Raw genomic sequence first — 23,252 nt, forward strand, 5'->3', positions numbered from 1 at the left:
CAATTTAATACTGTTTAGTTCACTGCTTTTAGTCAACCTCCGCTTTACTTTCATCATTTGAGTACAAGTCGATTAAAAGTAAAGTATGAATGTCTAGTAATACTAAACATTTATACGACTCGTTGATGGCCACTAATTCATCATAAAAACTATCTTTAACAGGTAGAGAACAGGTTAATTGTCAGCAATATGCATTTCAATCAACTGTTCGAACTCCCTGTGCATTTCATCATGATTACCTAAATTAAGCTCAATCAATCGTTTTAAATGTGACATCGTTTCTAGCTCAGTTTTAGTAAAGTGAATACCTAAAAGTTGATCTTGTTGATGGCTCACTGTGCCATTTAGTAGTAGTTGTACCTCAGAGCCTTCAAGCGTAAGAATGACCTGAACCTGTTGTTGATTTAGATCCGGTGCAAAGGCATTAACGGCAACTAATGCGCCATTAAATGAGATATCTACCAGCGAAGCATCAAAGTCATGTGTAGCAATTTCTTGATCAAAAATGAGTGAACAATGACATTGGAAGTTTATACGTGAAAATTTACGACGTTCAGACATGATTATTCCTTTAGTGGATACTTACCGTGTGTTTATATTGCAAATATATTGTTTATATATGGTAGGCAACTCTTGCTGAATTAGCGATCCACCTTGAACAGTATATTGCTTTAAGGTGTTGGAAATAAGATCTAAATCCAGTTGTGATAAAAAATCATCAGCCAAAGGGAAATAACTGATATGCCAAGGTTCTTGTGCAACACCTCCTTGGTCATACTGATAAGGCCGATAAAAACCAAATTGTTCAATATTATTACTTAGCCATGCCGTTAGCTCTGAGAAGTAACCACCCTCTAAATATTCACTTTTTTGTAGCTGTAAAGATTGTTCAGCGGGCAGTAAAGTGGGGTCATAAACATCTATATCCGTGCCCCAGTGATGACGACTGGCAGAAGGTAATGCGGACCAATGTAATATTTTATATAATTTGTCTATCTCACTGATCTTATCACTCTGTATTGCAATTTCATGTTTATCTAAAATAGGAGTGAGACCTGCATATTTTTTATTCCAAATGAGCAACTGACGCTCAAAACTACGAAACGCGCTGGCAATATGTAATGTAAACCCATCACGTTTCGCGGCCTGTTGAAGAGCGGAAAAGTCAGCAATGACTTCTTTATGCAGTAATCGGTTAGGTGCAAACTCTATAAGATGTGTTTGTACCTGTCCGGTTAACTGCATTGGGGTCATGGTTGTAGGGCTCATGCTAATAAATTTTTCAAGGTCAGTTTAAAAATATCTACAAGCTCATCAAGTTGTTGCACATTGGTTGATTCATTAACTTTATGAATAGTGGCATTAATAGGCCCTAACTCGACAACCTGCGCACCTGTAGGCGCAATAAAGCGTGCATCAGATGTTCCGCCACTGGTGGATAGTTCAGTAGTGATACCGTTGGTTGCTAAAATAGCTTGTGCAACTGCATCGGTTAATGATCCTGGTTCAGTAATGAAAGGTTGCCCATTATAAGTCCAGTGAATTTCATACTCAAACCCTGCTTTATTGAGGATGCTTTCTACTTTATCTGTAATCATATCCGCTGTTAACTCTGTTGAATAGCGGAAGTTACACTGCACAACCGCATCACCTGGCACAACGTTGCTTGCACCTGTGCCTGAGTTGAAATTGGTAATTTGAAAGCTAGTTGCAGGAAAGTATTGGTTGCCTTTATCCCATTCTGTTTGTACTAATTCAGTTAATGTAGGTGCCGCAAGGTGAATCGGATTATTAACGAGATGTGGATAAGCAACATGTCCCTGTGTGCCTTTGAAGGTAATATCTGCCGTTAATGAACCACGTCGACCATTTTTAATAATATCGCCAACATGGTTGGTGCTTGAAGGTTCACCAACGATACAGTAATCAATTTTTTCATTTCTTGCTTCTAACACATCAATAACACGCGTTGTCCCGTTGATAAATGGACCTTCTTCATCACTGGTTATAAGCAATGCAATAGAACCTTTATGATCTTGATGTTCTTCAATGAAAGCTTCGAGTCCTAACATAAAACAAGCGATACCACTTTTCATGTCGGCTGCACCACGTCCATATAACATACCATCAATGATAGTCGGTTCAAATGGAGGGGTTGCCCATTTACTCTCAGGACCGGTCGGCACAACGTCAGTATGGCCTGCAAAACAAAACAATGGTGCTTTAGTTCCTCTTCTTGCCCACAGGTTTAACGTATCTTCAAATTCCATGGTCTCACAGACAAAGCCTAGTTTTTCAAGACGTGAAATTAATAAGTCTTGGCATCCAGCATCTTCAGGTGTCACTGAACGACGGCTGATTAAATCCTGTAACAGGCTTACCACTGGGGAATGAGTCATTGTATTTCCTTATACAGCAAAAAATTGTTGATAGTTGTTAACGTTAAATCCAATGATGGCCACGTTATTGTGGATCACTAGTGGTCGTTTTATCAGTGTTGGTGATGCAAGAAAAAGTGGATTAACAGTCTTTGCGTCAAGTGATGATTTTTGTTCTTCAGTTAGAGCTCGATAACTAGTACTGCGCTTATTGAGTAATTGATCCCAACTTGCAACTTGATAAAACTGTTCTAGTAATTGGGTATCTAAACCATCTTTACGATAATCATGGAAAGTAAACGAGATATTATTTTCATTAAGCCATTTTTGGGCTTTTTTAATCGTGTCGCAATTTGGGATACCGTACATTATTGTATTCATAAGAAGCACTTAAGTATTAGAATAAAAAAGATAGGGGATTGTAACAAGTAAGGAAGGAGAAGAAAAATATATAGCGATGAATATGCCCCCCATGATCTGGATGGTATGTGTATATTGAATGATAAGGGTATTTAAAAAGAATTATTAAAGCGTAATTATGGGAGATCAGTAAATTGTTAATGCTAAAAATGCAGAAAACAAAAGAGCCGTCTAAGCGACTCTTAATAAGAAAACATCTAAATAATTAAAAAGATTATTTAACTATTTTTAATACTACATCCGTTGCTACTTCAACAGTACCAGACATTTTTTGTAGCTCTTTAATCTCATCCATATTTGAGATTACAACAGGTGTTAAAATTGATTTTGCTTTTGCAGTTAAGAAAGCTAAATCAAACTCGATGATAGTATCACCGGCTTTAACTTTTTGACCTTCTTGAGCGATGCGAGTGAAACCTTCACCTTTTAACTCAACTGTATCAATACCGAAGTGAACAAATAGTTCAATACCCGTATCAGACTCTAATGAGAATGCGTGATTTGTTTCAAAAATCTTACCAATTTCACCGTCACAAGGTGCAACCATTTTGTTGCCTGTTGGGCGAATTGCAATACCGTCGCCAACGATCTTTTCAGCAAAAACAACATCTGGCACATCTTCAATTGCAACAATTTCACCTGAAAGTGGTGCAATGATATTAATCGTACTAGCTGTTTGTGTATTGCCTGTTACTGCTTTTTTTAAAGAATCAAAAAAACCCATATTAGTAAACTCCGAATATTTGATAAAGTGCAAGAAAAGGTGATGTTATATCACCTTTAAAATTAATTAGTTAACTAATTCCTTTAGCGCGATTGAAATCGTTAACTAAGGCTTCAATTTCAGCTGCAGTTGCCATTGAAAGAGCTTTATCAGCGAGTTCTTTAGCATCCGCAAAATTAGTACTGCGAATAATTTTTTTCACAGTTGGTATTGAGATTGCACTCATAGAGAACTCATCTAATCCCATACCTAATAGCAATAATGTTGCATGCTCATCACCCGCTAACTCACCACACATACCCGTCCATTTTCCGGCTGCATGTGAAGCATCAATAACGGTCTTAATAATAGTTAACACTGAAGGTGAAAGTGGATTATATAGATCAGAAATTAGTTCATTACCACGGTCTACAGCAAGTGTATATTGTGTTAAATCGTTTGTACCGATACTGAAGAAGTCGACTTCTTTAATTAAATGATGAGCAATCGCAGCTGCAGCTGGAGTCTCAATCATTACGCCAATTTCAATTTCTTCATCAAAGGCAAAATTTTCATTACGCAATTCTGTTTTCAACAGTTCTAAAATATCTTTTAGCTTACGAACTTCTTCTACTGAAATGATCATTGGGAACATGATACGGATCTTACCAAATGCCGAAGCACGAAGTAGGGCACGTAATTGCGGGTTCATTATTTCAGGGCGGTCGAAACAGATTCGAATTGCACGCCATCCTAAGAATGGGTTTAATTCAGCAGGAAGATTTAGGTAGGGTAAGTCTTTATCACCACCAATATCCATAGTACGGATAATACAAGGTTTACCTTCCATTGCTTCAACTACATCTTTATAAGCAATAAATTGCTCATCTTCAGTTGGTAGTTGATCGCGGTCCATGAATAAGAATTCTGTGCGGTATAAACCAACACATTCAGCGCCATTTCTTTTAGCACCATCGGTATCTTTTACAGAACCAACATTGGATCCTACTTCTACTTGATGACCATCTAACGTCATAGCAGGTAGATCTTTTAATTTAGCAAGTTCAGCTTTTTCTTCTAAGAATGCATCACGTACTACTTTAGCTTCAGCAAGTTGTGCTTTGCTTGGGTTAATGATGATTTTATTATTCAAAGCATCAAGAATAATCATGTCACCATTTTTAACGCATTTAGTAATATCATTAGTACCAACAATCGCTGGAATTTCTAATGAACGCGCCATGATAGACGTATGTGAAGTACGACCACCAATATCTGTAATAAAGCCTAACACTTTATCTAGATTAATCTGAGCTGTCTCAGAAGGTGTTAAGTCATTAGCAATTAAAATAACTTCTTCTGAAATGTCGCTTAAGTTAACTAATTCGATGCCTAATACATTTTTAAGTAAACGGTTACCGATATCACGGAAATCCGCTGCACGTTCACGTAAATATGGGTCATCTAATTCTTGTAACATTTGTGCATTCTCTTCCACAATCGAGTTGATTGCGAAATCAGCGGTGCACTTATTTTTTTTCATATAGGCGATGATATCTTCTTCAAGCTCTTCATCTTCAAGTAGCATTATATGCCCTTCAAAGATAGCTTCTTTCTCTTCACCAAATGTTTCAAGCGCTTTTTGCTTGACTATTTCTAGTTGAGCTGAAGTTTTTGCTCGGCCATCAACAAATCGAGTAATTTCGTGTTCAATATTGCGTACTTTCTCAGTATTGAGAGAAATTTCGTCTTCTTGTAATAACAACGCTTTTGCAAACGTAATACCAGGGGATGCAAGTATGCCAGATATCATAACCTATCCTTAAAAAACTACTGAATTTGATCTAATAAAAGATGTTTTGAATTAAACTAAAGTTGCCATTAATTCAACTAAAGTATCAACAGCTTTTTGTTCGTCTGCGCCTTCAGCTTTGATATTTACAGATGTACCTTGAGTTAAACCTAAAGTTTGTAGTTTGAAAAGGCTTTTAGCACTTGCAGATTTGGCGCCAACTTCAACAGAAATGTCAGATGCAAATGATTTTGCTTCTTTAACAAATTGTGCAGCAGGACGAGTATGAAGGCCATTTGGCGCAGTGATAGTTACTGTTTTTTGATACATGAGAGAACCTTAATTAAGTTTAAATGGTAATAATAACAATTAATCTAATGCAATTAATTGTTATTAGCTGAAGTAAATTGTAATAACAAACTGATTAAACATAAAAAACGACAAGAAAGTTTAGACATAGGTCAATATTTGTTTGAATAAATAATAGCTTTCAGATTTACTCAATTTTTTATTCAGTTTTATGTAACTATAACAATCTATATCGATCTTTATGATCCTAAATAAGACGGGTTAGGTCAATGACTTTCTCTATATAGGTGATGAAAATAGGGTATTATTCGTGTATTTGTATGTTTTTTGTCCTACGCAAGCAGTTAGGATCTCGGTAGTAAAAAATAAAGGTACTTAAAGTACCTTTATAAAATCATAAAATAACATTTATGCGACGTTTTATGCGAAGTTTTCGCCGTCAAAAAGACCTGCAAAAAGTGCAGTCGATAAATAACGTTCACCCGAACTAGGTAAAATAACAACAATGTTTTTATCTTTAAATTCAGGCTCTGCAGCCAATCGAGCGGCAGCAACAACTGCGGCGCCTGAAGAAATACCCGCTAGAATACCTTCTTCTTCCATTAGTCGTCGAGCCATTGCGATTGCATCTTCATTACTTACCGCTTCAGCTCTATCAACTAATGAGATATCTAAGTTTTTAGGAATAAACCCTGCACCAATACCTTGTATTTTATGCGGACCTGGTTTGATCTCTTCGCCAGCTAATGTTTGAGATATTACTGGTGAATCTGTTGGTTCTACTGCAACACTAATGATCGCTTTACCTTGTGTTTCTTTGATGTAGCGACTAACACCAGAAATCGTACCACCAGTACCCACACCTGCTACAAATACATCTATTTCACCGTCTGTATCATTCCAAATTTCAGGGCCAGTAGTTTGTTCGTGGATTTGTGGATTAGCAGGGTTATCAAATTGACGTAAAACTAAGTATTTTCCTGGTGCAGACGCTGCTAATTCTTCAGCTTTATTGATTGCGCCTTTCATGCCTAGTGCGCCTTCAGTCAATACTAGATTTGCGCCTAATGCTTTTAATAATTTACGACGTTCAATACTCATTGTATTTGGCATTGTTAGTGTGATTTTATAACCACGTGCAGCAGCCACAAATGCAAGTGCGATACCAGTATTACCACTTGTTGCTTCAACTAATTCAACGCCTTTAGTTAATGTGCCATCTTTTTCAGCTGCATCAATCATGTTCGCGCCGATGCGATCTTTAACGCTGAAACTTGGGTTGCGGCTTTCAACCTTTACAAATACATTACCTGTAGTCACATTATTTAAACGTACTAACGGCGTATGACCGATGGTTTGTGAATTATCGCTAAAAATCTTGCTCATAATGATGTTCCTATCCGTTGGGTTATTTAATAATTAGTTATTGATAGCATATCCAATGTTTGTAAATGAGGAAGTGAAATTTTGTTATACCATATAGGTTTTTGAGATAAGTTGTATTTTAGAGGGGTGAGGTAGCCTAAAAACGTGATTCAAAACCAATTAAAGCTTGGCTTGTGCCATAACCTGGTAGGTTCTTATTAGAAATCAATACTTTGATTTTACTGTAAGGGGATGTTTGAAAGCTAATACCGGCTCCAAGAGAGAGTTCACTATTATAAATATCGAGCGCTTCGGAGTTTTCAATATATTCATACAAGGTACGGCCAGCAGTCATAGTTTGGCGATTATCGTTATTAGGATCGGACAACTTACCAAAGATCTCAAACTGAACTAATTGGTTGTTAGTTGATATGAATGGAACGGAAATTATTTCGTACTGTTTACTTTTTTTAAAGGTACTATCTTTGATAGACGTTTCGAAAGAGATACGTTGATAAAAGCCACTGAATACAGAATCGAGGTAGTGATAAGTTGCTTCCGAGATGTGATAAAATGAAGAGAAAGGTTTATCCAAAAAATCAACTTTATTCATGCTTAACTGGTAATCAAGTTGCAGTTGATTTTGGTTATTCTCTTGAGCAAAACTAACACTGGGAGCAACTAAGCAACTTAGTACCAATATCGTTAATTTTACTGAAAGTAACTTTATTCCAGACCACTTACTCAACTTGATCGCTCCTTGATCTTCTCATCCTAGAATCGCAATTGCCATACTTTACTATTAAACACAAACTATAGAATAGTTTTGCTATTTTTTAACCATTTTCATTCAAAAACTCTAGATAATGTCCCAGTTTTTGTAAGATTTCTATCTTCTCTTCACTGTGTTGATGCTCGACCGCCAAGATATTAAGGCGTTCTACATAGTCATTAGTATGATCAATCAGATAAGCTTCACGATGCCTAGCCCACTTTTGTTGTTCTTCAATCGTCAACGTTTGTGGGTAATTTCTCGCTTTATATCGCCACCAAAGTGCAGCCAAGTTAGGGTCGTCAAAATTAACTTCATGATTGATTATTTGTTGTGGTGAAAGAGCACAAATAGTTTTTGCTTGTTGTTTATCATTAGCCGTTGGAAAACCACCTGAATAGAGTTTTTGCTCTGGCTGCTGATTTTCATTTATTTTGGCTTCAGTATTAAACACTGCAATCAGCTTCTCTACTAGCTGCCTGTTTGCTGAGAAAAAATCCATAGAAAGACGGCATTGTTTTGCATCTACGCCTAACTCTTTAGCCCTTTCTGCGGTCAATGTTTTTGCACTCGCAACGATGGGGCATTTATTAATATGAATAAGCTTAATAGGGGGCCTATTAATACCTTCAGGTAAATCATCCGTAGCAGTATATAAATAGGCTTGTAATTGTTCTACCGTTAATGAGTCCAATTGTGAAATATCTTTGTTTAAATCAAGCACAATGACTGCATTGTTATTCGTCGGGTGCTGTGCGATTGGCAGGATATAAGAACAACAACCCTGTAGCGCAGAAAACATGCCGGAAATATGTACCAACGGTGTAAAAGTACCGAGTTTAAGTTGTTCCAACACTTTATTTTTTTGTCTTAGGCTATAACAATATTGGTATAATTTAGGGTGCGTGTCCTTGATCAGTTTTGCCATGGCAATCGTTGCATAAACATCTGACATTGCATCATGTGCTTGTTGATGAGTGATATCATTTGCTTTAGTTAATAACTCTAATCTAAAGCTTGGCGCATCATTGTCATCAAATACCCACTCAATCCCTTCCGGCCTAAGGGCATAACAGGCACGTACCATGTCAATAATATCCCAACGTGAACAGCCATTTTGCCATTCTCTCTGATAAGGATCGTGAAAATTACGGTATAACGTAAAGCGAGTTACTTCATCATCAAAACGGATATTATTGTATCCAACCACACACGTCTGCGGTTGTTGAAATTGTTGTAAAATATTAAAGATAAATTGATTTTCAAATTCACCATGCTGCAATGCATGTTGAGGCGTTATTCCTGTGACTAAACAGGCTTCTGGTGCTGGTAAGTAATCATTCGGCGGACGGCAATACCACTGATAAGGTTCAGAGATAATATTTAATTCAAGATCCGTTCGAATTCCTGCAAATTGAGAAGGGCGGTCAGTGCCAGGGTTCAATCCAAATGTTTCATAATCATGCCAAAAAAGGCTTGGAGATGCTTGATTCATATTCTTATATCCAAAATGTTCAGTTGTCATATTGTGGCTAATTTGCTCCTAAAAAGCGAATCAATTGAACTGAATGTGATTGAATAGTAGGTATTAACGAAATAATAATCATTTTTCAATACAATTAAGCCAGTGCTCTTTGCATATGATGGTTTTGTTGATGATTCGTGGAAATGGATCTAAAAAGTAGCGATTCTGTTATTAGATGTTGCTAAATGTTATTTTTATGTTGCTTGTTATGATCTGACTTTCATCTTTTGGTATGTTAATTACAGTTTGGTTGTTAAAGCACTCAATGCAATTTATCTTTTTGAATGCATTTCCTAGTCTAAAATATAAAAAATGGGGTAAAAATAATATGTTATGAATGTTATTCGAGTAAGTTTTATACCATTTACTCCATTAACAGTGTGATCAAATATTGTGCAGAAAAATGAGTCAATTTAAAGCTGAAATAGCGTTAAATGACTGTTGTCTTTGTATTATTTATAACGCAGCAGTGATGCATTTTAAGCTGCAATATTGATCGGTTAGTTTGCGGTGTTGGTATTAGATTCAAACATTGTAAGCACAGCTTTAAGCCGATACAAGAACGATTAAACCCCATACATTTGTTGATCGCTATTTATACCAATCTAAGTAATTATGGAGTCATTTACCCAGGTTGCTATTAGTGTCATTTGATATTGCAGTGAGATTAGGCCTGGTTCTTTTTTGATGCAGTGAGATTAGGTCTGGCTCTTTTTTTATGCAGGGATGTTAATGCAGATTGATTTCGTCGCGCTACCAAGATATAGATTTAACACAAATTACAGATACAAAAAAACCTGCACTAGGCAGGCTTTATGATTCTGACTAATTAAACTTATTTAGAGATAAGTGAGATTAAGTCTAGAACTTTGTTTGAGTAACCGATTTCGTTATCGTACCAAGATACAACTTTAACGAATTTGTCAGTTAGTGCAACACCAGCTTTAGCATCGAAGATTGAAGTCAATGTTTCACCATTGAAGTCAGTTGAAACAACTGCATCTTCAGTGTAACCAAGAACACCAGCCATTTCGCCTTCAGAAGCCGCTTTCATTGCTGCACAAATTTCTTCGTATGTAGCTGCTGTTTTAAGGTTAACAGTTAAGTCAACAACAGAAACGTTAGCAGTTGGTACACGGAAAGCCATACCTGTTAGAAGACCGTTTAGCTCAGGAAGAACTTTACCTACAGCTTTAGCTGCACCAGTTGAAGATGGAATGATGTTTTGAGAAGCACCACGACCACCACGCCAGTCTTTCATTGAAGGACCGTCAACAGTTTTTTGAGTAGCAGTTGTTGCATGAACAGTAGTCATAAGACCAGATTCAATGCCCCATTTATCGTTAAGTACTTTAGCAACAGGTGCTAAACAGTTAGTAGTACAAGAAGCGTTAGAAACGATATCTTGACCAGCGTAACTTGCAAAGTTTACACCGTTAACGAACATTGGTACGTCACCAGAAGGACCAGTTAAAACAACTTTTTTAGCGCCAGCAGTGATATGCTTACGAGCTGTTTCGTCAGTAAGGAAAAGACCAGTTGCTTCAGCTACTACGTCAACACCAGCAGCATCCCATTTTAGATCTTCAGGGTTACGTTCTGCAGTTACACGTACAGTGTTACCATTTACGATTAGGTTACCGTCTTTAACTTCAACAGTACCGTTGAAACGTCCGTGAGTTGAGTCATATTTAAGCATGTAAGCCATGTATTCAACGTCGATTAAGTCATTGATTGCAACAACTTGAATATCATCACGTTCACATGATGCACGGAATACGAAACGGCCGATACGACCGAAGCCGTTAATACCTACTTTAATTGTCATTTTATTGTTCCTTATGGAGGTTTGATTTTAAACTTGTCATCATTATAAGCGTCCAAAACGCCAACGACTTGATGTTAGTCAAGTTATAAGCTCTGAAAACACATTTTTTGTCTGATTAAATCATTAAAAGTATTTAATTAAAAATTAGTGTGTTTTTTTGAACTGGTATCACAGTAATTAAATTACACGAGCATATTAAGGGCAATTCTAGAGAAAATAAAGAAAAACCATGATTAAAGTGCGATTTCAATAAGTCAATACCTAACTGTAATAATAAGATTGCTTTTATTTCACTATATTGGTGTTTTTTATTCTTTTTTTGTCAGTAAATTTCATTTTTTGAATAACGGTGAGTTATTTTATGACTGTTTTTAGTGTGTGTGACTCCCCAGGTACAACCAAAACACCTTGTTTTGAGGTTATTGCTGATTCAATACACATCATTGTTTGGTAACCATCATCAGGCATATCTGCAAAGGCAATTGATCCTGATATCCATGGATTCCAAACTACAACAGAATCATTACCCGTATTATTAACGGTTATTTTGCGTTGGTTTTGTAGGTCATTAATAGTCACATCACCGTTATTAACCGAGTAAATAGTATCAATCGGTTCATTAACTGTTAATACCGCCTCTGCTGTTTTTTGTTTGCCACTGTCCAATGAGTCCGTATAAGTTGCGGCTAAACCTTCTATAGAACTTTGCGTTATATCTGCAACACATAGGTAAGAGTGCAACGCGCCGCCATACTTGAAAGTTTCGGTACCAGTGTTTTCGGTAATAAGTGAAAGTTCAACATGGTCCGATAAAGACGCTTTTAGGGTTAATGTGAAGTCATGATCCCAGATCGCTTTAGTCGTTCCATTAGCTGATAGTGTAAACGCTAGATCAATGCCTTCAGATGTTTCACTAACAATAGACATTTCCCATTTACTGATACGAGCAAAACCATGTCCAGGTAATTTTTTGCTAAGACTTTCTTCGGTATTACCAAACCAAGGCCAACAAACTGGCACACCACCTCGAATTGCTTTTTTATCATCAAATAAAGCTGTTTTACTTAAATAAATAAGCGGCGCTTGTTGTTTTACTTGGAAATGAATTAAATGTGCGCCATGTAAAGTAAATGCAGCATCAAATTTAGGGTGATTAATAATAATAAACTCAAAGCCTTTACTGTCCACTTGAAGTGAAATCTGTTCAGAGAGGGTTTTTGTTGTGTTAAGTCTCAAATGTGAAATCATTTTTGTTCCCTATGTCATGAATTGTATGAAGTTCAGTTATGTTTTATCCATTCTACTATATTGTTTATTTAAATTAGTGAGCTAAATCATTAGCGAGGCTTGTTAATATAAAAGTGAACGAAATTTTGATATGGTTTTGAAAAATAAATTATAAACATGCATGAGATTTAATATTTTTAGTAAAATAACTATTTGATTAAGTTATCATCCACTGATGAATTCGTTATAAATTTTGTCTATTTTGTTACATATTCATTTTTAATATTAAAATCTAGCGATAAATTAACCATACATAGGTGTTTTATGAATAGTTCTGCATTAGAGTCGTTTATGCAATTGAAAGGGATTGATCCAAATTTTGTTGATGCGTGGGGAGCGCCTGCAATTGTTCTTGATGAAAATATTAAAAATATTATTAATCATATGGGGTTTGATGCTTCAGATGAACAAGCACTATCAGTGCATTATGAAGAACAAGAAACACAACATTGGCTGAGGTTACTCGCTCCTGTCTCAGTGCAACAACAGGCATCGCAATATCAACTTGAAGTACATCTGCCTATCGATTTTGTTACTGATCCGCTTATTTACAGAATCATCACGGAAGATGGTCTGCAAATAGACACAGCAATTACTGCAACAGATTTTCCGCTGTTAGGTAATAAAGATATAGCTGACGTTGAGTTTCAATTATATCAAGTGACTTTACCAACTGAATTAGCAATCGGTTATCACCAACTCATTCTATTGGAAGAAGGTAACGATGAACCATTAGCCAACATGTCTTTCATTGTTACTCCAAGTGCTTGTTTTACGCCGAAGGCGATGCAAGAAGGTAAAAAGCTATGGGGCACCAGTGTTCAACTATATTGTTTAAAAAGTCAAAACAACTGGGGTATTGGTGATTTTTCAGATTTGAAATCATTATTAACTAAAACGGCACAAAGCGGTGGCGATTTTATCGGCTTAAACCCAATTCATGCACTTAGCCCTGCACAACCTAATAATGCAAGTCCCTATAGCCCTTCATCACGTAAGTGGTTAAATATTCTATATACCGATATTCATGCCGTTCCCGAGTTTGAACATTGCAAAGCGTTGAAAGATAAATTAGCAAGCAGTGATTTTCAGCAGAAATTAAATTCACTACGTGCGGTTGAGTGGGTAGATTACGAGAATGTTACTGCTTTAAAGTTGAGTGCATTACGTGATTTGTTTGCAACTTTAAACGATGGCAAACCAAAAAATAATAAACGTTTACAAGAGCTTACTGAGTTTGTGCAACAAAAAGGCGAGTCATTAAAGCAGCAAGCAGCTTATGATGCTTTGCAGTTTAAATTTTTAGCTGAAAACGAACAAGCTTGGGGATGGCCTGTATGGCCGGAAGGTTTCCAATCATTCTCTACACCAGAAACCCAACAATGGTGCTCAGAAAATGAATCTGAAATTTTATTTTGGTGTTATTGCCAATGGCTTACTGAAACGCAATTAGCAGAAGCTGATGAGCTTGCAAAATCATTAGGTATGACGCTGGGTATTTATCGTGATCTAGCCGTTGGCGTAAGCAAAAATAGTAGTGAAATATGGGCTAATCATGAATTCTATTATGAGAATATTAGTATTGGTGCTCCACCTGATATTTTAGGTCCTTTAGGTCAAAGTTGGGGATTACCTCCGCTCTCTCCCGATAAGTTATATGAATCTGGTTATCAACCTTTTATTGAGTTATTACAATCAAATATGAGTCATTGTGGTGCATTACGTATTGACCATGTGATGGCTCTATTAAGACTTTGGTGGGTTCCTGAAGGAGCGCCTGCAGGTTGTGGTGCTTATATTTATTACAATATTTATGACATGCTAAATTTATTGGCATTAGAAAGTGTGCGTAATCAATGCCTAGTGATAGGTGAAGATTTAGGTACTGTTCCAGATGGTATGGATGAATTACTCAAAGAAGCTGGCGTTTATTCTTATAAAGTATTTTTCTTTGAGCAAGCTGAAGATGGTGGTTTTCTATCTCCATCTCATTATATTCAACAAGCAATGGCTACGTTATCAACCCATGATATGCCAACGATTAAAGGGTACTGGCATTGTGAAGATCTATATTTAGGCAAAAAATTAGGCTTATACCCTGACCCTGCTGTTTTGGAAAAGCTGTTTCACGATCGTGTAGAGTGCAAACAACAGATTCTCGATAGCTTACATGGACATGGTAGTTTGCCAGAAAATTACAACCGAGATGCTAATACAACAGGCATGGATCAAGTATTGAACTTTGCATTACAAAAACACCTTGCGGCGGGCAGTGCTTCATTGTTAAGTTTGCAGCTAGAAGATTTTTTAGAAATGGATCAACCAGTTAATGTGCCTGGCACAAGCGATGAATATAAAAACTGGCAACGGAAATTATCTAAAAATTTAGATGCTATTTTTGCTGACTCAGCTATTCAGTGCTTATTGAAAGATTTGACAGAAGCAAGATCTAAATAATCAGACATTAGGCCAAATAAACTTCGGATTAGGTATTTAAAATGACTAAAAAAACAACGTCAAAGAAAGTGTCACCAAAGAAATCACCGGCAAAAGCAACATCTGATAAAAAAGTAGTTGCTGCAAAAGAGCCTGCAAATATTAAAACGATGCCATTAAAGCATGAACTTTTAGGATCACTTAAAGAAGCTCGATTAGCGAATCCTTTTGAGCAATTAGGGTTAATTAAAAATCCAATTAGTGATGGTTTCCTGTTACGCGCTTGGCTACCCGATGCGACTTCAGTTTCATTTTCTGCTCTAGATGATAGCGGCATTTCTGGTGAATTATTAAAAGTCTACGAAGATGGTTTATTTGAAATTAACTTACCACAAGTAACCGATAAATTTGTTTATCAGTTAGATGCTGAATACAAAAATGGTAATCATCAATTTATAGACCCGTATCAGTTTCATGAGATTGCATTTGATGGTTTATCTACTTTGCATGAAGCGCCACAAAATGTTTACCACACCTTAGGCGCTCAATTAAAAACAGTGACTGTTGACGGTGTTGAAGTTAGCGGTGTTAGATTTATTGTATATGCACCCAATGCAAGTAGCGTAAGTCTTATTTCAAATGAAAATCATTGGGATGGTCAACGTAATCCTATGCAACGCAGTTGGTGTGGACATTGGGTATTATTTGTTCCTGGTTTAGCTGCTGGTTGTGCTTATAAGTTTGAACTGAAAGATGGACTAGGTAATCGTTTACCGCATAAAGCCGATCCAGTAGGTTTTCAAGCGGAATTATATCCTTCTCATTCATCCATTGTAGTTGACCATAATGCTTATCAATGGAATGACGATGCATGGCGCGCTTCGCAGCTAGGTGATAAACGCTATGCTGCTATGAGTATCTATGAAGTGCACTTAGGCTCGTGGAAACGCAAAAATGAAAATGGTCATGAACGTATGCTGACCTATCGTGAATTGACGGATGATTTATTACCTTACCTTGTTGAGATGGGATACACGCATTTAGAAGTATTGCCCATTTCAGAGTTCCCTTTTGATGGCTCGTGGGGATATCAACCGGTTGGTTTATTTGCTGCTACCAGTCGTTTTGGCGATGCAGATGATCTTAAATTCTTCATTGATCAATGTCACCAGGCTGGTATCGGCGTGATTGTTGATTGGGTACCTGCGCATTTTCCTTCGGACCCGCATGGATTAGCTCGCTTCGATGGGACTCCACTTTATGAATATGAAGATCCACGTCGTGGTTGGCATCCAGATTGGAATTCTTATATCTATGACTTTGGTCGTGACAATGTGCGTCAATTCTTAGTTGCCAGCGCTTTAATTTGGCTTGATAAGTTCCATGTTGATGGCTTACGTGTTGATGCTGTTGCCTCTATGTTGTATTGGGATTACTCGCGTGAAGAGGGTGAGTGGGTACCGAACGTTGATGGTGGTAATCATAACTATGAAGCGATCAGCTTATTAAAATGGTTTAACGAAGAAGTTTATAAACAATATCCTCACGCAATGACGATTGCTGAAGAATCGACTGCTTTCTCTGGTGTTTCAAAACCTACTTTTGATGGTGGACTTGGATTTGGTTTCAAATGGAATATGGGGTGGATGCACGATACATTAAGTTATATGCAGCAAGATCCAATGTACCGTAAATATCATCACCATGAAATGACCTTTGCGATGGTTTATCATTACAATGAGCATTTTGTTTTACCAATTTCGCACGATGAAGTGGTACATGGTAAAAAAAGTATGTTAGAAAAAATGCCAGGTGATGAATGGCAAGGTGCTGCTAACTTACGTGCTTATATGGGGTATATGTACGGTCACCCAGGTAAAAAATTAAACTTTATGGGCGGGGAGATCGCGCAAGCTCGTGAATGGAACCATAACCAAAGTTTAGATTGGGACCTATTAGCTTATGATAAACATAAAGGGCAAAAACAACTTATTTGTGATTTGAACCATTTTTATAAAAGTCATAGTGCTATGTATGAATCTGACTATGAACCACAAGGATTTGCTTGGTTAGACCACAGTGATGGTGAAAATAGTGTTGTTTCGTTTATTCGTTATAATATTACTAAAACAGAACATGTTATCTGTGTTAGTAACTTTACCCCTGTACCACGTGAACGCTACCGTTTACCCGTCGATGAAGCAGGGCAGTACGAAGTCGTTCTAAATACTGATAGTGAATATTATTGGGGTAGTAATTACCAAATGGGAGACCAAATGGGTACCTTTAATAGCGAAGATTACCCATGGCAGGGTAAAGATCATTCTATTGTGTTAAACTTACCTCCATTATCGACAGTGTACTTGAAGAAAAAAGGATCGTAAGTGTCAGGAACTAAAATGGAATTGGCTACACAAATAGGTGCTAAACAGCATCTATTTGTTAGTTTTACGGGAAAGAACTATCCGTTAGGAGCGACCCTAGACAAACAAGGTTGCAACTTCTCTGTGCATTGCCAAGAAGGAAAGCGTGTTGAATTATGTCTATTTGATAAAAATGAAAATCAAATTGATAGTTACTTTCTCACGCCTACTCATTCACATCTTTGGCATATTTATTTAGAAGGTATAACGGCGGGACAGATGTATGGTTACCGTGTCCACGGTGAGTATCAACCTAAAAAAGGGCTGTTATTCAATGATAAAAATTTATTAATTGATCCATACACCAAATGCTTAAGTAAAATTCAACACAGCTTTGTTCAATCACAAAGCGATTATAATGATAAATATGTAGCTAAATCAGTAGTTATTTCTGATGATTTTGATTGGAAAAATGTTGAAAAACCAGCAATAGAAGAACAACATCGTATTTTATACGAAGTGCATACTAAAGGTTTTACACGCACCAACCCTAATATTCCTTTGCCAATGCGCGGCAAATATCTAGGCTTATCACATCCTGAAAGCATCAAACATTACCAATCTCTTGGCGTGACCAGTTTACAAATAATGCCAGTGTTTAGTTTTGTCAGTGAACCACGTTTAAAAGACTTAGGGTTGACCAATTATTGGGGATACAACCCAATCAACTTCTTTGCACCTGAAACACGTTATGCCCAATATGATGCGGTAACTGAGTTCAAAACCATGGTGCGTGAGCTTCATGCCGCTAACATTGAAGTTATTTTAGATGTTGTTTTTAATCATACTGCAGAATCAGGTAGTGATGGTTTAATTCTGAGTTTTAAAGGCTTTGATAATAAACAATATTATACTTTTGAAAACAGTAAGATGGGGCTTGATTATCAGCGATACAGCAATCACTCTGGTTGTGGTAACACGGTTAATTTAGATTTTAGTTGGTCATTAAAGATCACTATGGATGCATTACGTTACTGGGTAACAGAAATGCAAGTGGATGGCTTTAGATTTGACTTGGCGGTTACCTTAGCGCGAGAAGCACAAGGTTTTACAGAACGAAGTGCCTTTTTTAAAGCGTTATTACAAGATCCTGTGTTAAGTGATGTGATTTTGATTGCAGAACCTTGGGATATTGGACCAGGAGGATACCGTTTAGGTGCATTTCCTGAACAATGGAAAGAGTGTAATGATCGTTATCGCGATACCATGCGTTCTTTTTGGCGTGGTGATACGGGGATCGTCTCTGAAGTGGCAATGCGTCTTCTAGGGTCACATGATTTCTTTCCTATTGGGCTGCGTAGTAATACCACTAGTGTTAACTATATTTGTTATCATGATGGGTTTACTTTGGATGATATGGTTTCCTTTCAAGATCGTCATAATCAAGACAATGGTGAAAACAATCGAGATGGTCATGGCCATAACTTATCAGCTAATTATGGCTGTGAAGGTCCAACTAAAGATGCGCGCATCAACACATTAAGACAACAGCAAAAACGTAACATGATTGCGACATTATTTTTATCTCAAGGCACACCGCATTTTTTATCCGGTGACGAGATGGGTAACCATCAATCGGGTAACAATAATGCTTATTGTCAAGATAACCAAATTAGTTGGATTAACTGGGACCAAAGTAAAGCGGACTTAGCCTTATTTAAATTTACTTCTCAATTGATCGCATTACGTAAGAGTTCTCGTTTATTTGGTGATTTAATATTAAATGACGATAAGTCTGTCAGTGATCAAGTACAATGGTATCACCCGGATGGTTATGTGATGGAACAATCTGATTGGCATGCCTCTAACTCACAAGCGATTGCCGTAGAGTTAAAGGAAGCGGATCCTGCTGGTGAGCATTGGCATTTAATCTTAAATGCATCAACCTATCAAATTGCTTGTCAACTTCCAGAATTACCTAACAATAAAGATTGGTATGAAGTGATGGATACTAATTGCCCTAGTGGTGAGTTGATTGAAGACCCTAAAAAAGTAGTGAGCCCTGTATTTGCAAAAGCACACTCTATTTTATTATTTAAAGCTAAATTAAGAGATTAATAGCTAAAAAATAAAGTCTTATTATGGCAGCCCTGCTATTTATAAAAACTAGATATTTATAACAGCTAGATATTTATAAAAATGCCTTAAACATTTTTTATCTTATTACTTTTTAGATTATTAGTAATAGATGACTTGAAGTTTAAGGCGTTTTTGATCGTCATAAATTTCATTGATTTATTGAATATAACTTGCCGCAGAGCATCTCCTTTATCCCTATCTCCTTTATTATTTTTAGATTCTCTTCACAGCCCAACACGCTTTTATTACGCTTATTATTCGACGTCTGTTGGTCATAAAAGCCGATCAATGGCAAAAAAACTAATGCTTGCGTAATCATCACTAGATAATTTTAAGTAAATAAATATACTTGCTGCACATTACTAAACTAGTTACGGGTAAAGTCTGTGTCAAATATCAATGAGTATGCAAAAAATATATCTTCAGAGCTTTATGAAAAGCTAAAAACAGCCGTAGAAACTGGGAAGTGGTTAGATGGCGCACCACTCACCGAGGAGCAAAAAGCTCACTCCCTACAATTGGTGATGGCTTACCAAAAAGAGTTTAATGTCGAGCCGGACCATTTCACCATTGCTCAAAATGGTGAAATTTATATGGAATCAAAAAAAGTATTAAAAAATCAATTCGCCAAAGCGACTGAAACTGACGAAGTACATTTAATTAATTTATAACCGCGATACTTCAAAGTGTAAAGTCTGCAAGGAAAACAAGCGTTAAGGTGATAGGCATAACATTGAGCTTTCGAGAGATTCACTGGTTATTCCTGTATCGCTACAATGATTAAAAGAGATCATACTGGTGCTAATTATTCTACATAGCAAGTTTATAACAACTCAAATTAGTGATGTTTATCTTGCCCTACGGGGCACGTGCTCAAATACCATGCTCTGTTGCAATAATCAAAAAGGGCAGTTCATTACTTGATATGGTGACTTGCTTTGATATTCGAGTTCCTGCCTGACAAAACACTTTGAAGTAAGATGGGAATATAACAACTCGCGATTTTAGTTCAATAATATACTGGTCGCGTCGGTTGTGGATGTAGATTTTCCTTGCTGACTTTGCATCTCACAGTATCATGGAGAAATACGAGCGCTTACTCGTAAGTTAAAAAATATAAATTAATAAAATATTGATGGTTACGTTTTCTGATCTGATGATTATCAATCAATCCAATTAAGTAGGTACTATGAATTTATCGATTATTAAAGATGAGCTACAAGAAGCTCAACAGGTGTTAACCGCATTTCTTTCGGAACAACAAAACTTACAACATATTGAAGATGCAGCTTCATTACTAGCAGATGCTTTTAAAAGTGATGGAAAAGTATTAGCTTGTGGTAACGGCGGCTCTCATTGTGATGCCATGCATTTTGCAGAAGAATTAACAGGTCGCTATCGTGAACATCGTCCATCATACCCAGCGATTGCAATTTCAGATGCCAGTCATATCTCCTGTGTAGGCAATGACTATGGTTTTGAACAAATATTTGCACGCTATTTAGAAGGTGTTGGGCGTGCTGGGGACGTATTATTCTGTTTATCGACCAGTGGTAACTCGACCAATATTCTAAAGGCCATTGATGTGGCAAAAAGTAAAGGTATTAAAGTCATTGCATTGACCGGTAAAGACGGTGGAAAAATGGCGGGTCTTGCGGATGTTGAGATTCGAGTGCCACACTTTGGTTATGCTGATCGTATTCAAGAAATACATATTAAGATCATTCATATTTTGATCTATTTAATTGAAAAGAAAATGGCTTAGGTTAAACAATGTGCGAATTATTAGGCATGAGTGCCAATGTCCCAACTGATATTTGTTTTAGTTTTAGTGGGTTAGTGAAACGAGGTGGAGCAACTGGACCTCATAAAGATGGGTGGGGGATCACCTTTTATGAGGGCAAAGGCTGTCGCAGTTTTAAAGATCCCAACCCTAGTTGTGATTCTAAAATTGCAGAACTTGTTAAAAAATACCCGATTAAAAGTAAATCGGTGATCAGCCATATTCGTCAAGCAAATCGTGGTGGTGTTAATTTAGAAAATACACATCCGTTTATTCGCGAGCTATGGGGACGTAATTGGACTTATGCGCATAATGGCCAACTTACGGGGTACGAAAGTCTAGAAATGGGGCATGCTTGCCCTGTTGGTGAAACAGACAGTGAACGGGCCTTTTGTTGGATTTTGCACAAGCTACATCAAGACTTTCCTGAGCAACCGACTGATATGCGATTAATCTTCAAAAAAATAGCCAGTTATGCGGATCAATTAAGAGCATTAGGTGTTTTTAATATGTTGTTGAGCGACGGCCAATATGTGATGTGTTACTGCACTAATAATTTACACTGGATAACACGACGTGCTCCTTTTGGTAAGGCACAGTTAATCGATGAAGATATGATCGTTGACTTTCAAGAGGAAACTTCTGACAGTGATATTGTTACCGTGATCGCAACTCGTCCACTCACTAAAGACGAAGCATGGAATAAAATGGAAACAGGGCAGTTCTGTGTTTTCCATTTTGGAGAGTTAATTTTGTAATCAATAATGAGGTCATGGACTTTAATAAAATGATCTCATTACTCATTCCCGTTATCATCTCTATTATTTATGCCTTTAAGCTGGTAAATATCCCATTCATTTTTTTATGATGGTGAGCTCAGTAAAATCTTAAACCTATCAGTTGGCGATTAGTCACTTCTCAATTCGATGCTAACTATCTCCGCTTACTTATTTACTTAATCGGTAGTCTATTAACCAACTTATCTACTAAACAACTCATCTACTAAACAACTGACTAAAAATAGGAACAACATGGCTGCTTTATTAAAAGATGTATATAACCTAAATTATATTTCTCACCTAGCTGATGTTGTTGAAAACAGTTATCCATTATTGCAAAAAAAACAATTTATCGAAGCGGTGTTTAACGAAGAGTGGATAGATAAAGAGCTCAAAGCACGGACTTTACACCTTGCACAACAACTGAACCTCTTTATTGAGCTTGATTACTTACAAAGCTTAGCGGTTATTAAACAAATAGCGCCTTATTTTACAGGTTACGAAGGCATGTTTATTCCTGCTTTTGTTGAATGCTACGGATTGCATGAATTTTCAGCCTCAATTGATGCACTCTCTTATATAACCCAGTTTGCAAGTGCCGAGTTCGCGGTACGACCTTTTATTGTCCAATATCCACAACAAATGCAATCTGTCTTATTAACATGGTGTAATAGTGACGATCGTCATATACGTCGTTTAGCATCGGAAGGGTGTCGACCTCGATTACCTTGGGCAATGGCTTTACCTGAATTTAAAAAAGATCCCAGTTTCATCTTGCCGGTTTTAGATGCATTAAAAAATGACGATAGCGAATATGTACGACGAAGTGTGGCTAATAACCTCAATGATATTGCCAAGGATCACCCTTTAATTGTGGTTAACTTAGCACAACAGTGGTTAGCTGAAAGTGAAACTACAGAGACAAAACGTTTAGTAAAACACGCCTGTCGAAGCTTATTAAAGCAAGCACACCCATCTGCATTGGCATTATTTGGTTATTTACCTCCAGTGCATGTTGAAGTATTTGATTTTAAAGCTGATAAAGTCGTATCGATAGGAGAAGTTTTTACTTTTTCTTGCCTTTTAACACATCAGAAATCCTTACCCTTGAATAAATTAAGGATCGAATTTGCCATTGATTTCATGAAAAAAAATGGACAACAAGCCCGTAAAATATTTCAACTATCCGAGGCGGTTATCAACAAAAATAACAAGCCGATCAGCAAATCTTTTAGCTTTAAAAAAATCTCTACAAGACAATATTACAGTGGTCAACATAGTGTTGCCATCTTAGTTAATGGTGTGCAATTAGCTGCTATTGATTTTATGTTAGCTGGTTAAAGAAGTATTAAAATGTCGTCACTTCTGTAGAA

19 protein-coding genes are annotated in these 23,252 nt (G+C 36.9%); 7 read left to right on the forward strand and 12 right to left on the reverse strand.

The window, feature by feature from the left end:
- Nucleotides 1-174 precede the first annotated feature (174 nt).
- From H5084_RS09265 to H5084_RS09320, 12 genes are all read right to left on the reverse strand, one after another.
- On the reverse strand, nt 175-561 hold the full coding sequence (locus H5084_RS09265) for a PilZ domain-containing protein (protein WP_182690261.1): 387 nt from the start codon (nt 559-561) through the stop codon (nt 175-177).
- A 21-nt stretch (nt 562-582) separates the two neighbouring features.
- A complete protein-coding gene (locus tag H5084_RS09270) occupies nt 583-1,269 on the reverse strand; it encodes a M15 family metallopeptidase (RefSeq protein WP_259396734.1) in 687 nt (228 codons plus the stop codon).
- Complete coding sequence (dapE, locus tag H5084_RS09275; RefSeq protein WP_182690262.1) at nt 1,266-2,399, reverse strand: succinyl-diaminopimelate desuccinylase; 1,134 nt, start codon at nt 2,397-2,399, stop codon at nt 1,266-1,268. The genes H5084_RS09270 and dapE overlap by 4 nt, the downstream gene beginning before the upstream one ends.
- Nucleotides 2,400-2,408: 9 nt before the next feature.
- Nucleotides 2,409-2,759: an ArsC family reductase gene (locus tag H5084_RS09280; protein ID WP_182690263.1), complete on the reverse strand. Its 351-nt coding sequence runs from the start codon at nt 2,757-2,759 to the stop codon at nt 2,409-2,411.
- Between the two features lie 253 nt (nt 2,760-3,012).
- Complete coding sequence (gene crr, locus H5084_RS09285; RefSeq protein ID WP_028867124.1) at nt 3,013-3,522, reverse strand: PTS glucose transporter subunit IIA; 510 nt, start codon at nt 3,520-3,522, stop codon at nt 3,013-3,015.
- A 70-nt stretch (nt 3,523-3,592) separates the two neighbouring features.
- Nucleotides 3,593-5,314: a phosphoenolpyruvate-protein phosphotransferase PtsI gene (gene ptsI / locus H5084_RS09290; RefSeq protein ID WP_028867123.1), complete on the reverse strand. Its 1,722-nt coding sequence runs from the start codon at nt 5,312-5,314 to the stop codon at nt 3,593-3,595.
- Between the two features lie 51 nt (nt 5,315-5,365).
- The gene (locus H5084_RS09295) at nt 5,366-5,623 is read right to left on the reverse strand and encodes an HPr family phosphocarrier protein (protein WP_028867122.1); all 258 of its coding nucleotides are present in this window, start codon (nt 5,621-5,623) and stop codon (nt 5,366-5,368) included.
- 399 nt (nt 5,624-6,022) lie between these two features.
- Nucleotides 6,023-6,988 (reverse strand): cysteine synthase A, encoded by a 966-nt coding sequence (cysK, locus tag H5084_RS09300; RefSeq protein WP_028867121.1) that lies wholly within the window; start codon nt 6,986-6,988, stop codon nt 6,023-6,025.
- Nucleotides 6,989-7,124: 136 nt separating this feature from the next.
- A complete protein-coding gene (locus tag H5084_RS09305; protein WP_028867120.1) occupies nt 7,125-7,715 on the reverse strand; it encodes a hypothetical protein in 591 nt (196 codons plus the stop codon).
- Between the two features lie 88 nt (nt 7,716-7,803).
- A complete protein-coding gene (sbcB, locus tag H5084_RS09310) occupies nt 7,804-9,234 on the reverse strand; it encodes an exodeoxyribonuclease I (protein ID WP_182690264.1) in 1,431 nt (476 codons plus the stop codon).
- 865 nt (nt 9,235-10,099) lie between these two features.
- Nucleotides 10,100-11,092 carry a type I glyceraldehyde-3-phosphate dehydrogenase gene (gap, locus tag H5084_RS09315; protein ID WP_028867118.1) on the reverse strand — a complete coding sequence of 331 codons (993 nt, stop codon included), beginning with the start codon at nt 11,090-11,092 and terminating at the stop codon, nt 10,100-10,102.
- A 354-nt stretch (nt 11,093-11,446) separates the two neighbouring features.
- Complete coding sequence (locus H5084_RS09320) at nt 11,447-12,340, reverse strand: D-hexose-6-phosphate mutarotase (protein WP_182690265.1); 894 nt, start codon at nt 12,338-12,340, stop codon at nt 11,447-11,449.
- Nucleotides 12,341-12,643: 303 nt separating this feature from the next.
- Here H5084_RS09320 and malQ point away from each other — a divergent pair, with 303 nt between their 5' ends.
- From malQ to H5084_RS09355, 7 genes are all read left to right on the forward strand, one after another.
- Nucleotides 12,644-14,836, forward strand: a complete 2,193-nt coding sequence (gene malQ / locus H5084_RS09325; protein WP_182690266.1) for a 4-alpha-glucanotransferase — start codon at nt 12,644-12,646, stop codon at nt 14,834-14,836.
- Between the two features lie 149 nt (nt 14,837-14,985).
- A complete protein-coding gene (glgB, locus tag H5084_RS09330; RefSeq protein WP_182690287.1) occupies nt 14,986-17,199 on the forward strand; it encodes a 1,4-alpha-glucan branching protein GlgB in 2,214 nt (737 codons plus the stop codon).
- Between the two features lie 15 nt (nt 17,200-17,214).
- Nucleotides 17,215-19,296, forward strand: a complete 2,082-nt coding sequence (glgX, locus tag H5084_RS09335; protein WP_182690288.1) for a glycogen debranching protein GlgX — start codon at nt 17,215-17,217, stop codon at nt 19,294-19,296.
- Between the two features lie 407 nt (nt 19,297-19,703).
- Nucleotides 19,704-19,988, forward strand: a complete 285-nt coding sequence (locus H5084_RS09340; protein ID WP_182690267.1) for a YeaC family protein — start codon at nt 19,704-19,706, stop codon at nt 19,986-19,988.
- A 518-nt stretch (nt 19,989-20,506) separates the two neighbouring features.
- Nucleotides 20,507-21,082 (forward strand): D-sedoheptulose 7-phosphate isomerase, encoded by a 576-nt coding sequence (gene lpcA, locus H5084_RS09345; RefSeq protein WP_182690268.1) that lies wholly within the window; start codon nt 20,507-20,509, stop codon nt 21,080-21,082.
- Nucleotides 21,083-21,090: 8 nt separating this feature from the next.
- Nucleotides 21,091-21,858 (forward strand): class II glutamine amidotransferase, encoded by a 768-nt coding sequence (locus H5084_RS09350; RefSeq protein ID WP_028867111.1) that lies wholly within the window; start codon nt 21,091-21,093, stop codon nt 21,856-21,858.
- 273 nt (nt 21,859-22,131) lie between these two features.
- On the forward strand, nt 22,132-23,220 hold the full coding sequence (locus tag H5084_RS09355) for a DNA alkylation repair protein (protein WP_182690269.1): 1,089 nt from the start codon (nt 22,132-22,134) through the stop codon (nt 23,218-23,220).
- Nucleotides 23,221-23,252 lie beyond the last annotated feature (32 nt).

This window comes from Psychromonas sp. SR45-3 (assembly GCF_014163575.1).
Taxonomy (GTDB): domain Bacteria; phylum Pseudomonadota; class Gammaproteobacteria; order Enterobacterales; family Psychromonadaceae; genus Psychromonas; species Psychromonas arctica.

Excerpts from the sequence above, each read along its gene's own strand:
- H5084_RS09280 (WP_182690263.1), bottom strand. The coding sequence starts at position 2,759 with ATGAATACAATAATGTACGGTATCCCAAATTGCGACACGATTAAAAAA.
- sbcB (WP_182690264.1), bottom strand. The coding sequence starts at position 9,234 with ATGAATCAAGCATCTCCAAGCCTTTTTTGGCATGATTATGAAACATTT.
- dapE (WP_182690262.1), bottom strand. The coding sequence starts at position 2,399 with ATGACTCATTCCCCAGTGGTAAGCCTGTTACAGGATTTAATCAGCCGT.
- lpcA (WP_182690268.1), top strand. The coding sequence starts at position 20,507 with ATGAATTTATCGATTATTAAAGATGAGCTACAAGAAGCTCAACAGGTG.
- glgX (WP_182690288.1), top strand. The coding sequence starts at position 17,215 with ATGGAATTGGCTACACAAATAGGTGCTAAACAGCATCTATTTGTTAGT.
- cysK (WP_028867121.1), bottom strand. The coding sequence starts at position 6,988 with ATGAGCAAGATTTTTAGCGATAATTCACAAACCATCGGTCATACGCCG.
- crr (WP_028867124.1), bottom strand. The coding sequence starts at position 3,522 with ATGGGTTTTTTTGATTCTTTAAAAAAAGCAGTAACAGGCAATACACAA.
- gap (WP_028867118.1), bottom strand. The coding sequence starts at position 11,092 with ATGACAATTAAAGTAGGTATTAACGGCTTCGGTCGTATCGGCCGTTTC.
- H5084_RS09265 (WP_182690261.1), bottom strand. The coding sequence starts at position 561 with ATGTCTGAACGTCGTAAATTTTCACGTATAAACTTCCAATGTCATTGT.
- H5084_RS09350 (WP_028867111.1), top strand. The coding sequence starts at position 21,091 with ATGTGCGAATTATTAGGCATGAGTGCCAATGTCCCAACTGATATTTGT.
- H5084_RS09320 (WP_182690265.1), bottom strand. The coding sequence starts at position 12,340 with ATGATTTCACATTTGAGACTTAACACAACAAAAACCCTCTCTGAACAG.
- malQ (WP_182690266.1), top strand. The coding sequence starts at position 12,644 with ATGAATAGTTCTGCATTAGAGTCGTTTATGCAATTGAAAGGGATTGAT.
- ptsI (WP_028867123.1), bottom strand. The coding sequence starts at position 5,314 with ATGATATCTGGCATACTTGCATCCCCTGGTATTACGTTTGCAAAAGCG.
- H5084_RS09270 (WP_259396734.1), bottom strand. The coding sequence starts at position 1,269 with ATGAGCCCTACAACCATGACCCCAATGCAGTTAACCGGACAGGTACAA.
- glgB (WP_182690287.1), top strand. The coding sequence starts at position 14,986 with ATGCCATTAAAGCATGAACTTTTAGGATCACTTAAAGAAGCTCGATTA.
- H5084_RS09355 (WP_182690269.1), top strand. The coding sequence starts at position 22,132 with ATGGCTGCTTTATTAAAAGATGTATATAACCTAAATTATATTTCTCAC.
- H5084_RS09295 (WP_028867122.1), bottom strand. The coding sequence starts at position 5,623 with ATGTATCAAAAAACAGTAACTATCACTGCGCCAAATGGCCTTCATACT.